Source organism: Sphingobacterium sp. UBA6645, from assembly GCF_002455685.1.
Lineage (GTDB): Bacteria > Bacteroidota > Bacteroidia > Sphingobacteriales > Sphingobacteriaceae > Sphingobacterium > Sphingobacterium hotanense.
This window is the reverse complement of record NZ_DKLH01000077.1, coordinates 1-14,516: the sequence shown is the minus strand read 5'-3', so window position 1 is coordinate 14,516 and position 14,516 is coordinate 1. Positions and strand designations below refer to the sequence as shown.

The 14,516-nt window shown below is 41.2% G+C and carries 12 protein-coding genes; 7 read left to right on the top strand and 5 right to left on the bottom strand.

Annotated features, from left to right (window positions below; all coding sequences use genetic code 11):
• Positions 1–26: 26 nt before the first annotated feature.
• From B2400_RS13880 to B2400_RS13870, 3 genes are all read left to right on the top strand, one after another.
• Positions 27–1,175: a cystathionine gamma-synthase gene (locus B2400_RS13880; protein ID WP_293934337.1), complete on the top strand. Its 1,149-nt coding sequence runs from the start codon at positions 27–29 to the stop codon at positions 1,173–1,175.
• A 75-nt stretch (positions 1,176–1,250) separates the two neighbouring features.
• Entirely contained in the window at positions 1,251–1,505 is a 255-nt protein-coding gene (locus B2400_RS13875; RefSeq protein ID WP_149525228.1) for a hypothetical protein, read from the top strand.
• A 173-nt stretch (positions 1,506–1,678) separates the two neighbouring features.
• Complete coding sequence (locus B2400_RS13870) at positions 1,679–2,296, top strand: hypothetical protein (RefSeq protein ID WP_293934335.1); 618 nt, start codon at positions 1,679–1,681, stop codon at positions 2,294–2,296.
• A 113-nt stretch (positions 2,297–2,409) separates the two neighbouring features.
• On the opposite strand, the gene B2400_RS13865 is transcribed toward B2400_RS13870, so the two are convergent.
• From B2400_RS13865 to B2400_RS13855, 3 genes are read right to left on the bottom strand one after another with little or no spacing between them, the layout of a single operon-like run.
• Positions 2,410–2,826 carry a hypothetical protein gene (locus B2400_RS13865; protein ID WP_293934333.1) on the bottom strand — a complete coding sequence of 139 codons (417 nt, stop codon included), beginning with the start codon at positions 2,824–2,826 and terminating at the stop codon, positions 2,410–2,412.
• 39 nt (positions 2,827–2,865) lie between these two features.
• On the bottom strand, positions 2,866–4,530 hold the full coding sequence (locus B2400_RS13860) for a M28 family metallopeptidase (RefSeq protein ID WP_286651640.1): 1,665 nt from the start codon (positions 4,528–4,530) through the stop codon (positions 2,866–2,868).
• Positions 4,531–4,572: 42 nt separating this feature from the next.
• A complete protein-coding gene (locus B2400_RS13855; protein ID WP_293934329.1) occupies positions 4,573–5,211 on the bottom strand; it encodes a SprT-like domain-containing protein in 639 nt (212 codons plus the stop codon).
• A 92-nt stretch (positions 5,212–5,303) separates the two neighbouring features.
• Between B2400_RS13855 and recN the strand changes: the two genes are divergently transcribed.
• On the top strand, positions 5,304–6,956 hold the full coding sequence (recN, locus tag B2400_RS13850; protein ID WP_149525232.1) for a DNA repair protein RecN: 1,653 nt from the start codon (positions 5,304–5,306) through the stop codon (positions 6,954–6,956).
• 43 nt (positions 6,957–6,999) lie between these two features.
• On the opposite strand, the gene B2400_RS13845 is transcribed toward recN, so the two are convergent.
• Entirely contained in the window at positions 7,000–7,413 is a 414-nt protein-coding gene (locus B2400_RS13845; protein ID WP_149525233.1) for a hypothetical protein, read from the bottom strand.
• 149 nt (positions 7,414–7,562) lie between these two features.
• Positions 7,563–10,127 (bottom strand): ATP-dependent Clp protease ATP-binding subunit, encoded by a 2,565-nt coding sequence (locus B2400_RS13840; RefSeq protein ID WP_149525234.1) that lies wholly within the window; start codon positions 10,125–10,127, stop codon positions 7,563–7,565.
• Between the two features lie 170 nt (positions 10,128–10,297).
• Here B2400_RS13840 and ettA point away from each other — a divergent pair, with 170 nt between their 5' ends.
• Genes ettA through B2400_RS13825 form a run of 3 tightly spaced genes read left to right on the top strand, consistent with a single transcriptional unit; the run spans position 10,298 to position 14,236 of the window.
• Complete coding sequence (gene ettA / locus B2400_RS13835) at positions 10,298–11,980, top strand: energy-dependent translational throttle protein EttA (protein ID WP_293934325.1); 1,683 nt, start codon at positions 10,298–10,300, stop codon at positions 11,978–11,980.
• Positions 11,981–11,990: 10 nt separating this feature from the next.
• Positions 11,991–13,178, top strand: coding sequence for a PAS domain-containing sensor histidine kinase (locus B2400_RS13830; RefSeq protein ID WP_293934323.1), 1,188 nt, complete (start codon positions 11,991–11,993; stop codon positions 13,176–13,178).
• Positions 13,178–14,236 carry a response regulator gene (locus B2400_RS13825; protein ID WP_293934321.1) on the top strand — a complete coding sequence of 353 codons (1,059 nt, stop codon included), beginning with the start codon at positions 13,178–13,180 and terminating at the stop codon, positions 14,234–14,236. Before B2400_RS13830 ends, B2400_RS13825 begins: the two co-directional genes overlap by 1 nt.
• Positions 14,237–14,516 lie beyond the last annotated feature (280 nt).

Below are 14,516 nucleotides of genomic sequence, written 5' to 3'. Positions count from 1 at the left end.
CTTAGCGAGTACAAAACAAATTTATTATGGCTTACAAATTCGCAACAAAGGCAATCCATGCCGGACAACAAGCTGATCCGACGACGGGTGCCGTAATGACCCCTATATACCAAACATCAACCTATCAACAAAAAGCTCCCGGCGATCATAAAGGCTTTGAATACTCACGTGGAACTAACCCTACGCGTAAAGCTTTAGAGGACTGCATGGCAGCTTTGGAAAATGGAAATTTCGGTTTAGCTTTTTCTAGTGGAATGGCAGCGACAGACTGTGTTCTTCGATTGTTGAAACCTGGGGATGAGGTAGTAACGGGTGATGATCTTTATGGTGGTTCATACCGAATCTTTACCAAGGTTTATGAACCGATGGGCATTAAATTTACGTTTGTGGATACTTCGGATGTGGAGGCCGTGCGCGGAGCAATTACCGATAAAACGAAATTGATCTGGGTAGAAACGCCGACTAATCCAACGCTAAAGCTAGCAGATATCGCAGCGACTGCAGAGGTAGCAAAAGAAAATAAGGTGCTTTACGTTGTCGATAATACGTTCGCCTCTCCATACTTGCAAAATCCATTAAACTTAGGTGCGGATATCGTTATGCATTCCGTAACGAAATATTTAGGCGGGCACTCTGACGTCGTGATGGGGGCATTGTTGATGAACGATGAAGATTTATATAAACGTTTATGGTTTTATTATAATGCATGTGGCGGGACCCCAGGGCCACAAGATGCGTTCCTGGTGTTGCGAGGAATTAAAACGCTTCATTTGCGTATGAAAGCGCATTGTGAAAATGGCCGTAAAGTAGCCGAGTATCTGAAGGATCATCCGAAAGTAGAAAAGATTTATTGGCCGGGATTTACTGATCATCCAGGGCATGAGGTTGCGAAAAAGCAGATGCGTGATTTTGGAGGGATGGTATCTATCGTGTTGAAAGGTGCTGACCTGAACGAAACCTTCCGTATTGCCTCTCAATTTAAGGTGTTCACCTTGGCGGAGTCGCTAGGTGGAGTGGAGTCATTGATTAATCATCCAGCAACGATGACTCATGGCTCAATTCCGAAAGAAGCGCGCGAGAAAGTAGGCGTTGTTGACAACTTATTACGCTTATCTGTTGGGGTAGAGGATGCCGAAGATTTGATCGCTGATCTAGAACAAGCACTGTCACGTTAATTTATTGTAATTATTATTTTATTTAGCACATAGAACTTTGTACATTTGTGCAGCTTTAATAAGGATTTAACAATTATGGAAAATACAACTGTAGAAAGACCAGCAAAACATACGGATAATAATGCAAACCGTACAGAATATTATGTTTCTTTAACTATTGCCATCGTTATTGGTTTAATTGGCGTATTTATTCGTTTTGTACCTGATGTGATCACTTCTTTAGATCAATTAGCATCAGTATTCTCTTGGATTGCTAACATTTTAGTACTTGTTGCTTCTTTCTTAGCTTTTAAAGTAGTATTTGGTATCTTAGGATTCAGTAAAAAATAGTTTTTCAGAACTTTAAAATATTAAAAGTGTCTAGATGATTAATCTAGACGCTTTTTTTATGTTCATTCAAAATGTAAAGCCGATGGATATGCCGCTTCCTTAATTTATTTTTCATCCATTCGCTATGGAATAATAGGTCTTCTGCATCATAGAAGTATATAACACTTTGAATTATGAAGAATCTACTATTAATCGCGAGTGTTCTTCTTTCGTTTATAAGCTGCAAAGAAGAAACGGGAATTAGGCACAAAGCAACCGCTGTTTGGATGGGCGAATTAACGCAATTTGATTTGGAGTTTGAGCACGCTAAAATTATCGATGCCATCATTGAACCAGATTCCATTGAATTTGAGTTCATCAGAGAGGGAGTTTCACATGCATACATTGTCGACTCGCTCGAGGCTTATCATTTAGCGGAAGCTATAGATGAAAACAACGGTTTAATAATCGGAAATATCCTGCCACTTAGAAAAATAATCAGATTGATGGGCGCCGAAGAACAGGATTCGATCGGTATTGTTGTGCAAAGCGCTTTAGCCTCCACGACCCGCATGCCGCCATGGTTGAAGCAAAAGTACCCCATTATGCCAAAATTATCTGGGGACAGGAATCCAAAGCAATATCAAGGACGATACGAATTTAGTTTACCCATCTTAAACAAAAATAAAGACAGAGCGGTAGTCCGCTTAGATCAGCATTGCATTGATTGTGGAATGGGGTGGTTATTTCAACTCAGTAAAATAAACAATAAATGGATTGTAAGTGAGTTTCACCTTAATTGGATGCGCTAATAATTCAATAAATATACTAGCGGGATAGACAAGAGTCTAATATCTAATGTCTTAAATCTAAAAAAGCCGGCAATAATGCCGGCTTTCAGTGTCTAAAATCTGATATCTAATATCTAGTTCAAAATAGTCCATGTAGACCATGGAATTCTAGATAGGATAAACACCAAACCGATGATATAGAAAATCAGAACCGTTTGGTTCGCTTTCTTTTGATCAACGATTTTCTTAGCTTTTGAATATCCCATTGTAATCAATACAATTGCGATAATCATCATCAAAGGGTGTTCTAGAAAGTAAAGTCTAGAAAGGCTGTTTTTCATGTTCTCTCCTGAGAAACTCTGTAGGCCAAGCGGGGAAGTAAAATACAATACTGCACCGATAACCAGTTGTAGGTGGGCTGAGATAAGACCGATTAAAGCGATTTTACGGTTGTAAGCTTTGTTTCCAGCGTAGTTTACAAGTGTAATAACGATCGCAATGATCAGTGCTATCAATAGCACCACAGCTAGTGTTGAGTGTAAATGTTTCATTCCTGTAAGCATAGTGATAATTAATGATTTGCAAATATACTATTTTGAAAGACGTTTATCGCCTAATTCTTTAAACTCAGATTTAGCCTTAAAGTTTGGAAATGATTTCTCCATACTGAGCATATAGCCGACGTCAAAGAACAGCCGGGTATCGGCTAGTGGTCCTTCAAAGTTCCAGTGCTCATCCAATTCATCAGTGACCGCGTGATAACGCCCGGCTAATGCTTGCTGACGCTTGTTCAACGCAACAGTGTCTTGGTCTAAATAATCGCCTCCACTGCCCATATACAAACCAGGAACACCTACTTTGACAAAGTTGAAGTGGTCTGATCGGTAGAAGCCACCCGATGTCGGACTTCCCTCAGGCTGTAGTTCGCGATTGAACTTAGCACCAGATTTAATGGCATAATCTTCTAATTCTGTCTGCCCTGTACCTACAACCCGGAAGCCCTTCATGGCACCCACGGGGTTGAAGGAGTCCATATTCAGGTTAGCAACAGTTTTTGCTAAAGGATAGATAGGATGTTCCGCATAATATTGAGAACCTAACAGACCTTGTTCTTCCGCAGTAACCGCCAAGAAAACAATGCTGCGCTCCGGTTTTACCTTCGCAGCCTTGAAAGCCTTTGCAATCTCAAAGAGAGCAGCAACTCCCGTTGCGTTATCGATGGCTCCATTGAAGATCGAGTCGCCATCGACTGCTTCTCCTATACCGAGGTGATCCCAATGTGCAGAGTAGATAATCGTCTCGTCTGGGCGTTTGCTACCTTTGATTGTCGCGATGACGTTGTTAGATTTAGACTCCCGAAAGGTTGTTTTCAATGCCACAGAAGTCTTCACATTCATCGGGACAGCTTTAAATCCGGGCTTCTTCGCTTGTTCGATAATATTTGGATCTAAACCACCCAATTGAAATAACTTGTTCGCAGTTTCAGTCGTTACCCAGCCTTGGAAGTTCACTAGATTAGCGCCTTTATTCTCCGGTACTAAAGATAGTTGCGGGCCGGTCCAGCCGCTACGCACAACATTCCACCCGTATGATGCAGCTGCCGTTTCATGAATAATCAATACACCAGCTGCTCCTTGTCTGGAAGCCTCCTCAAATTTGTAAGTCCAACGACCATAATAGGTCATGGTATCGGCTTTGAATAATGTTTTATCATAGCGTCCCGGGTCAGAGACCATCACGACTACTGTTTTTCCTTTGACATCAAGCCCTTCATAATCATTCCATTTATATTCTGGAGCTACAATGCCAAAGCCGGCAAAAACAAGCTCTGTGTCTTTGATGTCTATATTGTTGGACATGCGCGGTGTGCCGACAACATAATCGTCCAGATAGTTAATGGAAAGATTGGAGTTTTTTCCTGTGAAAATTAGTTTAGGCGCTATAGGTTCTGATTTGATCTCCACCATAGGTACTTCTTGAAAATAAGAATTTCCATTTCCAGGTTCTAAACCTAATGCTTTGAATTGCTCTTCCAGATAGTTTACAGCGAGCGTGTCGCCCTTCGTGAAAGGCATACGCCCCATAAACTCGTCGGAAGCTAGCTTCTCTACATAGGCACGATATCCGGCTTCGGTGATCGCGTTGATAGCACCCGAATCTAAGACCGTCGGATCGTAGGATGATCCGGTATCTCCAGATTTACAGGATGCCAGTCCAAGTAAAAAGGCCGTTCCAATGAATAGTTTTGTTTTCATAATGAATGATATTGTTCTTGGTTTTACGATTGCTAATAAAGCTTATGCCTGTACGGGAGTCTCGATAGGGAATACCTCTGCTATCGGGTGGAATAAGTAGATGCGCTTGGTAGCTACTTCCATACATTTATATCGCTTTCTTAGTTTTTCTTGTTTCTGAAATACTCTGCCCGATTTAATGGAAAAATAACCGTCGAATTCTATAGATTCAATGGTGATGATTTCCGTTTGCTTCGTGTCATGCAGTCGTAGAACGCGGAAAAGATTTAAGTCTGTGCAGGACGAAGCGGCCGGGTTATTCATGTATTTTACCAAGGCATGTGTAACATCGACAGGAAAAATGTCGAGCCTTAAAAAAGGATCCATCAAAGCCTTGAAGTTTTGTTTCCATTCCGTACCATGCGGTTTTACCTTGTTCTTAAATTGTTGCCATGTTTTCAGATGAGCAAATTCATGAACAGTGGTAATCAGAAAAGAATATGGATTTAAATCATGGTTTACCGTAATCTGATGAGGTTCGTTGCGATGGGGAGAGCGGTAATCCCCAAGTTTTGATGCTCTGGATTTAGTCACCTTAAATCTACAGCCTGTATCATTTATCCATTGGGAGATGATAGGCGCGGCAGATAGGGGAATATACTTGCTTAATTGTTTGCTGAAATCCGGCATGTATACAAACATATTATATAATTGGCAGATTTCAGAATACAAAAACCAATATTTCGAGGAGGATTTAGAAATAACTATATTTGATATCTGAACATTGATCGGGCATGCTAAGTAAATTACAGATTAAAAACTATGCATTAATTGATGCATTAGATATAGAATTCGACAGGAAACTGAACATTATTACGGGCGAGACCGGGGCTGGTAAATCCATCATTATGGGGGCTTTGGGGTTGATACTTGGAAATCGCGCCGAGAGCAAGCATTTCTTTGATGAGTCTTCCAAATGTATTATCGAAGGTCATTTTGAAATTGCCCAGTACGACTTAAGCGATCTGTTCAATCAATTGGATCTAGACTATGAGGATACAACGATTATCCGTCGTGAACTGCATGCCGATGGAAAGTCCAGAGCTTTTGTCAATGATACGCCTGTAACTTTACAAACCTTAAAAACATTGGGCGAACGCCTGATTGATATTCACTCACAACATGCGACTTTGCAGATTAATACCGAGTCTTTCCAACTTTTGGTATTGGATACTGTTGCGCAGCAACAAGCATTGTTAAATGAGTACAAAACGACCTATCTGTCTTATAAGAAGTCCATAGCAAGCTTGCAGGCACTTGAGGAAGAATTAGCAAAATCGAGAGCGGAGTATGATTTTAATCAATTTGTATTCAACGAGTTGGAGCAAGCAAATCTTCAAGCTGACGAACAAGAAACTTTAGAAACGGAGCAAAATCAATTGGAAAATGCGGAAGAAATAAAACGGCATTTCCATGGAGCAGCAAATTTGATGCAATCTGAAGAGGTAAATGTTTTAGACGGCTTAAAGTCAGTGCTTTCCTTTGTGCAGAATGGAACAAAATATCTCCCTTCAGCAGAAGCATTACAGGAGCGTTTGCAAAGTTCATTGATTGAATTGAAAGATATCGCAGCCGAATTGGAGCAGGTAGCAGACGGGGTAACGATGGATGAAGAGCGATTGAACATTGTCAATGACCGACTTTCTGTTCTTTATTCATTGCAGAAGAAACATCGCGTCGACAAGATTCAGGATCTGTTGCAGCTTCAAGAAGAACTGGAACAGAAGCTTCAAGCGTCAGACTCGCAGGAGGAGCAGATTGAAGTCTTGAAAGTAACTATAGAAAAATTAAGAAGTAACTTAAAAGCATTAGCTGATCAGATCACCGCGAATAGAACGCAGGTAAAACAAACCATCGAACAAGAAGTGCAAGATGTGCTTTCGAAAGTCGGCATGCCGAATGCGCAGTTACAGATAGAATTAAAGAAAAAGGAAGACTTTAAATCCACTGGACAGGATGAAGTAGCCTTTTTATTCTCGGCTAATAAGGGACAAACTTTACAGCCTATTCATAAAGTAGCATCTGGAGGAGAGCTTTCGCGTGTTATGCTTGCTATCAAATCGCTCGTTGCAAAGTCTTCATCACTACCGACTATTATCTTTGATGAGATTGATACGGGTATCTCCGGCGAAGTTGCTTTACGAGTAGGGGAGATCATGGAGCAGCTTGCTGAACATATGCAAGTGATCAGTATTACGCACCTTCCGCAAATTGCGTCACAAGGAACTGCGCATTTTAAAGTGTATAAGGAAGATCTGGGTGAAAAGACGAAGTCCAATATTGTACTATTGAAGAAAGAAGAACGTGTCTTGGAAATAGCACAAATGCTGAGTGGAGCGAATCCTGAAGCAACGGCTATCAAGCATGCCGAAGAGATGTTGAAATAAAAAAAGGAGCTTTTAGCTCCTTTTTTTATTTCTGAATTGCTGATTAATCACCAATTTCTGCATCGCTAAGAACAATCTTAATTAGCATCCCTTCAGGAGCTTTAATGTTTGCCATAGCGCCTTTATATACGGCATAGATGTGAACAACACCTTTTCCATAACGTGCCGAGTAAGAATAGTTTCCAATCTCTGCAGGGATGTTTTCGTAATATTCTGGTGCACTATCTAAAGAGATAGAAACATCCACGTGACCATCTTGGAAATATCGATCATCCAATTCTGGCATATTAATGCTTGTAGCGTATTCCGTACCGTCACGATTCCAATCCGCTGAGGCCACATCGATAACATAACTTACCCCTGGTAAATAGTTGTTAGTGATATATTCTTTTGTACATCCAGTGAAACTTACTAGTGAAGCGGTTCCAATTGCAAATGCTAATAACAGTTTTTTCATGTTTGGTAAGATTATGTTGTTAAAAATATGTTTCTTGTAGATTAAGACAATTGAAAGACTCAATAGTTTAACAGAACTAAACAAAAATATTGCCATAAAAAAAGCGGTTGCTTAGCAACCGCCTTTTCATATATTAAATTTTCACAGAATTAATCCTTTTTTTTGTTGTCTTTTACGTCAGATGCGAGGTTAGAATCATCGCTCTCATCTTTACTTGCCGCAGCAACCTTGATCTCGCTCTTAGCCTCATCGAAGTCCACTAAGATGGCTTCACCAGACTTTAACTCGCCTTTCAGAATTTCCTCTGCAATCGGATCTTCTAAGTATTTTTGAATCGCACGCTTCAACGGACGAGCTCCAAAATTACTGTCATACCCTTTCTCAGCGATGTAATTCTTCGCTTTTTCTGTAAGAGTGATTTTGTGACCCAAACCTTCAATTCTAGTGAATAAAGATTTAAGTTCAATATCAATAATCTTAAAGATATGCTCTTTGTTCAACGAGTTGAATACAATCACATCATCAACACGGTTCAAGAACTCAGGAGCAAAAGCACGCTTCAACGCAGTTTCAATTACTCCACGAGAGTGTGAGTCTGCCTGATCTGCTTTCGCGGCAGTCGTGAATCCAACACCTTGTCCGAACTCTTTCAACTGGCGTGCACCAATATTCGAGGTCATGATGATGATCGTGTTTCTGAAGTCAACCTTACGGCCAAGACTGTCGGTCAACTGTCCTTCATCTAATACCTGTAATAATAAGTTGAACACATCAGGGTGAGCTTTTTCAATCTCATCTAATAAGACAACTGCATAAGGCTTACGGCGAACTTTCTCTGTCAACTGACCACCTTCTTCGTATCCCACATATCCTGGAGGAGCACCTACTAATCTAGATACCGCAAATTTCTCCATGTATTCACTCATGTCAATTTGAATCAATGCATCTTCAGAATCAAACATAAAGCGGGCGAGCTCTTTCGCTAATTCCGTTTTACCAACACCAGTCGGACCTAAGAAGATAAATGAACCTATCGGTTTCTTAGGATCTTTCAAGCCGGCACGCGTCCGCTGAATAGCTTTTACAAGCTTCTGAACAGCATCGTCCTGACCAATGATACGACCTTTCATCGATTCGCCCATATTCAATAGCTTTTGGCTATCCGATTGGCTAACGCGTTGAACAGGGATACCTGTCATCATCGACACAACTTCCGCAACATTATCTTCCGTAACAGTATAACGTGTAGTCTTCGTCTCAGCTTCCCAAACAGCCTTTTCTTTTTCAAGCTCTTCGATCAGCTTCTTCTCGGTATCACGTAATTTCGCTGCCTCTTCGTATTTCTGACTGCGAACAACTTTGTTTTTCTCAACCTTTACTTCTTCGATTTTCTCTTCAATATCAATGATGCTTTGCGGCACATGGATATTGTTCAAGTGAACTCGAGAACCCGATTCATCTAAAGCATCAATCGCTTTATCCGGTAGAAATCTATCGGTGATATAACGCGTTGTCAATGACACACAAGCCTCAATCGCTTCCGGAGTATAAGTTACATTGTGGTGCTCCTCATACTTGTCCTTGATGCGGTTCAAGATCTCAATCGTATCATCATAGGTAGTCGGTTCTACCGTTACTTTTTGGAATCGACGATCTAAAGCACCGTCTTTCTCAATATACTGACGGTATTCGTCTAATGTCGTTGCACCGATACATTGGATTTCTCCACGTGCTAAAGCTGGTTTGAACATATTAGACGCATCTAACGAACCTGAAGCACCACCTGCACCAACAATGGTGTGGATCTCATCAATGAATAAGATAACATCCGGAGATTTCTCCAATTCGTTCATTACCGCCTTCATACGCTCCTCGAATTGCCCACGGTATTTCGTGCCTGCTACTAATGACGCTAAGTCTAAAGTAACAACACGCTTATTGAACAATACACGTGAAACCTTACGTTGTATGATGCGTAATGCTAGTCCTTCTGCAATAGCAGATTTACCAACTCCCGGTTCTCCAATTAGAATAGGGTTGTTCTTCTTTCTACGTGATAAGATTTGCGACACGCGCTCAATCTCTTTCTCACGTCCTACAATAGGATCTAGCTTACCTTCTTCGGCAGCTTTTGTTAAGTCGCGTCCGAAGTTGTCCAATACCGGAGTTTTAGATTTGATATCAGAAACCTTCTTCGGAGCAGAGAATTGCGAATCATCTTCCGCATAATCATCATCGCCACTAGGAGGGGTACTCGATGCTTCATCCGTAATGCCAGAAGCATTTTGCTCAACCTCAGATTTGAAAGTATTATACGATACTTTGTACTGCTGCAAAATCTGCGAGGCGATGTTTTCTTCGTCGCGCAAAATCGCTAGTAACAGATGCTCGGTGCCAATAATATCACTCTTAAAAATCTTAGCTTCTAAATAAGTTATCTTTAAAACCTTTTCGGCTTGTTTTGTTAGGGGCATGTTGTTGTTCACTGGAGAACGCGAAACGGAAGAACCTTTCACAGCATCCTCCACAGACTGACGAACTGCCGCCATGTCTATTCCGATATTCTTCAATATCTTGATCGCAACCCCATCGCCCTCACGTATTAATCCGAGTAAAAGGTGCTCAGTCCCGATATAATCGTGACGCAAGCGTAATGCTTCCTCACGACTGTAGGAAATGACATCTTTTACGCGGGGTGAAAATTTTGCTTCCATTTAAATTACCTTTCTCAATTAGTGGATGTACCAAACATTATAAATGTAATAAAAATACATGGTACCGCCTTTTGTTATAGATATTATTTATCAACAATTAGACCATACCCGTAAAACTACCAATTTGTCAGTATTTCCATTATCTTTGTGTAAAAAGTTACATTTCTCTTATGTCTGACGAAAAAATCATTTTTTCGATGGCTGGTGTGAATAAAATACACCCACCATCCAAACAAGTTCTAAAAAATATCTATCTGTCTTTTTTCTATGGAGCTAAAATCGGTGTTATAGGTTTAAATGGTTCCGGAAAATCATCCTTATTGAAGATTATAGCAGGAATTGATAAATCGTATCAAGGTGAAGTCGTGTTCTCACCGGGATATTCCGTAGGATATCTTGCGCAAGAACCCGAACTGGACCTAACTAAGACCGTAAAGCAGGTGGTAGAAGAAGGCGTAGCAGAAACAACTGCAATCCTTCAGGAATACGAAGAAATCAACGAGAAATTCGGATTACCTGAGGTGTACGAGGATGCTGATGCTATGGATAAACTATTAGCGAGACAGGGTGAATTGCAGGATATTATTGATGCAACCAACGCTTGGGAGTTAGATGCAAAGCTAGAACGTGCAATGGATGCATTACGCTGTCCAGAGCCAGATGCGCTCATTGCCAATTTGTCAGGTGGAGAGCGAAGAAGGGTGGCATTGTGTCGATTATTATTGCAAGAACCAGATGTTTTATTGTTAGACGAACCGACCAACCACTTGGACGCCGAGTCTATTGATTGGTTGGAGCAACACTTGCAACAATACAAAGGAACGGTAATCGCTGTAACCCACGACCGTTATTTCCTTGACAATGTAGCGGGATGGATTTTAGAGCTTGATCGCGGAGAAGGTATTCCTTGGAAAGGTAATTATTCGTCGTGGTTGGATCAAAAGGCGAAGCGCTTAGCACAAGAAGAAAAACAAGAAACAAAACGTCAGAAAACCTTAGAACGCGAGTTAGAATGGGTTAAAATGGCTCCTAAAGCACGCCATGCCAAATCAAAAGCGCGTTTGCATAATTATGAAAAGTTAGCCTCAGAGGAAACGAAAGAACGCGAAGAGAAATTGGAGTTATTCATTCCACCGGGGCCAAGATTGGGGAATGTGGTAATCGAGGCCGACAATGTCTCTAAATCTTATGGAGATCGCATCTTGTTCGAAAACCTAAGTTTCTCTTTACCACCGGCAGGAATCGTCGGAATTATCGGACCTAACGGTGTTGGTAAAACAACTCTATTCCGACTAATTACCGGCCAAGAGCAGCCTGATTCAGGAACGTTTAAAGTTGGTGAAACTGTAGTATTAGGCTATGTAGACCAAATGCATGATGACCTGGATCCGAATAAAACTGTTTGGGAGAATATTACAGGGAGTAATGAAAATATCCTGTTAGGGAATAAACAAGTCAACTCTAGAGCCTATGTGTCGAAATTCAACTTCAACGGTGGTGATCAGCAAAAGAAAATATCCGTATTATCGGGAGGTGAGAGAAATCGTGTACATTTGGCAATAACATTGAAGAAAGGTTCAAACGTATTATTGCTGGATGAGCCAACCAACGATATTGACGTGAATACCTTACGTGCATTGGAAGAGGGATTAGACAACTTCGGCGGATGCGCTGTTGTTATTTCCCACGACCGTTGGTTCTTAAATAGAATTTGTACACATATTCTAGCGTTCGAAGGTGACTCGCAAGTTTACTTCTTCGAAGGTAACTATACGGAATATGAAGAAAATCGTAAAAAACGCTTAGGCGATGTCGCTCCAAAAAGAGTGAAATATAAAAAATTAGTAAAATAGTACAGTACCCTTGGATTCATCAAAACTACTCGAAGCAATTATTGAAAATGCGATCGATGGCATCATTACTATCGATCCGCATGGCATTGTGGAGAGTATAAACCCTTCCGCATTAGTGCTATTCGGCTACCAAGCCGAAGAAGTGATTGGGAATAATATTTCCATGCTAATGCCCGAGCCTGATCGCTCGAATCATGATCGGTATATCTCCACCTATGAGGAAACCGGTCATAAAAAAATCATCGGAATCGGACGTGAAGTACGCGGTCTCAAAAAAGACGGCTCCACTTTCCCTTTCCGACTGTCGGTAAGTGAAGTGTTCTATAAAGACGGAAAAATCTTCACCGGCTTTGTTCATGATCTAACGAAAGAGAAACAAGCAGAAGACGAACTAAAGAAGCATGCTCTAGAACTCGAAACAAAAGTTAGAGAAAGAACGAAAGACCTGATAAAACTTGTTTCGGAACTCGAAAAAGCCAAAGCCGACGTCAGCGTCTCTTTGGAAAAAGAGAAGGAACTCAACCAACTGAAATCACGCTTCGTCTCGATGGCGTCGCACGAATTCAGAACACCATTGAGCTCCGTGCAACTGTCTGCATCTTTAATCGACCGCTATGTCGAGAAGTCCGAATATGGGCCAATTGAAAAGCATACTGCACGCATAAAAGGATCTGTTCAATTGTTGAATACCATCCTGAATGATTTCCTTTCCTTGGAAAAACTGGAAGCAGGTGTGGTAGTAGTGAATAAGGCGGAAACTAATATCGTTCAGCTAGGCGAAGAGATAGCCGAGGAGATGCAGCTGATTTGTAAGAAGAACCAGCACATTGTGTATCAACACACCGGCGAAGCTTCCAACTTCTATGTGGATCCCAATCTATTGAAAAATAGTATCATCAATCTGGTCTCCAACGCTATCAAATACTCTGGAGAGGATACCTTCATCGAATTCAGCACAGAAATCGATAAAGATAATCTTTTGGTAACCGTGAAAGATAATGGCATTGGAATCCCTGCCGAAGAGCAAGCAAATCTAACCGAACCGTTCTTTAGAGCAAATAATACAGGAAATATACCAGGTACCGGCTTGGGGCTAAACATTGTGAAGCGTTACGTAGGATTGATGGGAGGAGAGATGGATTATTGGTCCGAAGTAAACCAAGGTGCTATTTTTAAAATGAGTTTTACCCAACTATAATGGAAAAAAGAAAAATCTTAATCATCGAAGATAATAGTGATATCCGAGAGAGCACAGCAGAGATTTTAGAATTAACAGGCGAATATACTGTCATTGTCGCGGAGGAAGGAAAGACAGGAGTAGAGATGGCAATGAAACATCATCCTGACTTAATTCTATGCGATATTATGATGCCTGAACTGGATGGTTATGGCGTGTTGTACATGTTAGGAAAGCATGAGGAAACACAGCATATTCCATTCATTTTCCTAACGGCGAAAACTGAAAAAGCTGACGTCCGAAAAGCCATGGAGATGGGAGCAGACGATTACCTGACCAAGCCGTTCGACGATTTGGAACTATTAAACGCCATTGAAAGTCGATTCAAAAAACGCCAGCAGTTACAAGCGAAAGCAAGCCCGAGCATGGATAGCCTTCGTCTGGATGAATCAGAACAAGCTTATCTGTTGCAGGATTTAGCTAGTAACGGACGCGTAAAGTCGATCAAGAAAAAACAAACGATTTACGAAGCAGGTGATACTCCAGTATACGTCTATTACATCAAAAAAGGAAAAGTACGCAGTTTCCTAAATTACAAAGATGGTCGAGAGCTGTCGACCAATATTTATATCGAAGACCAATTCTTCGGCTTGGAATCTGTCCTGTTAAATATCAAATACGGAGATAATACAGCGACTTTGGAAGATGCTGAAATTGCTTTGATTCATAAGGACGCCTTCTTCGAATTGATGTACAAGAAGCCCGCAATCGCAACGAAGTTGATCAAATTGTTATCTCAAAATATTCGCGATAAGGAAGAACAGATGCTTGGCTTTGCATACGACTCCGTAAGGAAGCGTGTAGCGAATGCCTTAGTCAATGTGGCAGAGAAATCAGAAGCCGATATGGACGAGGTTACTATCAAAATATCACGTGACGATCTTGCTGCATTAGCAGGAACGGCAAACGAAACAATATCTAGAATGCTGGCTGATTTTAAAGACGAACGTCTACTAACAAAAGAGGGCAATGCAATCAAGATATTCTCGATTTCAAAGCTGAAGAACATCAAGCAATAATCACTCGGTTGGAGAATTGCAGCATTTCCTATTGTGCAGTTCCAAATTACCGGATAAAATACAAAGAGCCCTTTTGCGGGCTCTTTGTTTTGTGTGCCCAGCATGTGCAATAACTCTAGGGTGTAAGTCCCGAACACGCCTTTACAGTGGGAAGTGTTAGCTTAGGACAAGGGTGTCCACCGCGAGGTGGAATCTGAAGGAAGTCTGAGGCAAAACCTCGGTCCGACACACAGACACTACATACAAGGCCGCAAGTGTTGGGTGAGGCTGCAACACAAGC

What these genes read in the sequence shown, in the direction of transcription:
- recN (WP_149525232.1), top strand. Translation starts at nt 5,304, where the DNA reads ATGCTAAGTAAATTACAGATTAAAAACTATGCATTAATTGATGCATTA.
- B2400_RS13880 (WP_293934337.1), top strand. Translation starts at nt 27, where the DNA reads ATGGCTTACAAATTCGCAACAAAGGCAATCCATGCCGGACAACAAGCT.
- B2400_RS13870 (WP_293934335.1), top strand. Translation starts at nt 1,679, where the DNA reads ATGAAGAATCTACTATTAATCGCGAGTGTTCTTCTTTCGTTTATAAGC.
- B2400_RS13865 (WP_293934333.1), bottom strand. Translation starts at nt 2,826, where the DNA reads ATGAAACATTTACACTCAACACTAGCTGTGGTGCTATTGATAGCACTG.
- ettA (WP_293934325.1), top strand. Translation starts at nt 10,298, where the DNA reads ATGTCTGACGAAAAAATCATTTTTTCGATGGCTGGTGTGAATAAAATA.
- B2400_RS13825 (WP_293934321.1), top strand. Translation starts at nt 13,178, where the DNA reads ATGGAAAAAAGAAAAATCTTAATCATCGAAGATAATAGTGATATCCGA.
- B2400_RS13855 (WP_293934329.1), bottom strand. Translation starts at nt 5,211, where the DNA reads ATGTTTGTATACATGCCGGATTTCAGCAAACAATTAAGCAAGTATATT.
- B2400_RS13840 (WP_149525234.1), bottom strand. Translation starts at nt 10,127, where the DNA reads ATGGAAGCAAAATTTTCACCCCGCGTAAAAGATGTCATTTCCTACAGT.
- B2400_RS13860 (WP_286651640.1), bottom strand. Translation starts at nt 4,530, where the DNA reads ATGAAAACAAAACTATTCATTGGAACGGCCTTTTTACTTGGACTGGCA.
- B2400_RS13845 (WP_149525233.1), bottom strand. Translation starts at nt 7,413, where the DNA reads ATGAAAAAACTGTTATTAGCATTTGCAATTGGAACCGCTTCACTAGTA.
- B2400_RS13875 (WP_149525228.1), top strand. Translation starts at nt 1,251, where the DNA reads ATGGAAAATACAACTGTAGAAAGACCAGCAAAACATACGGATAATAAT.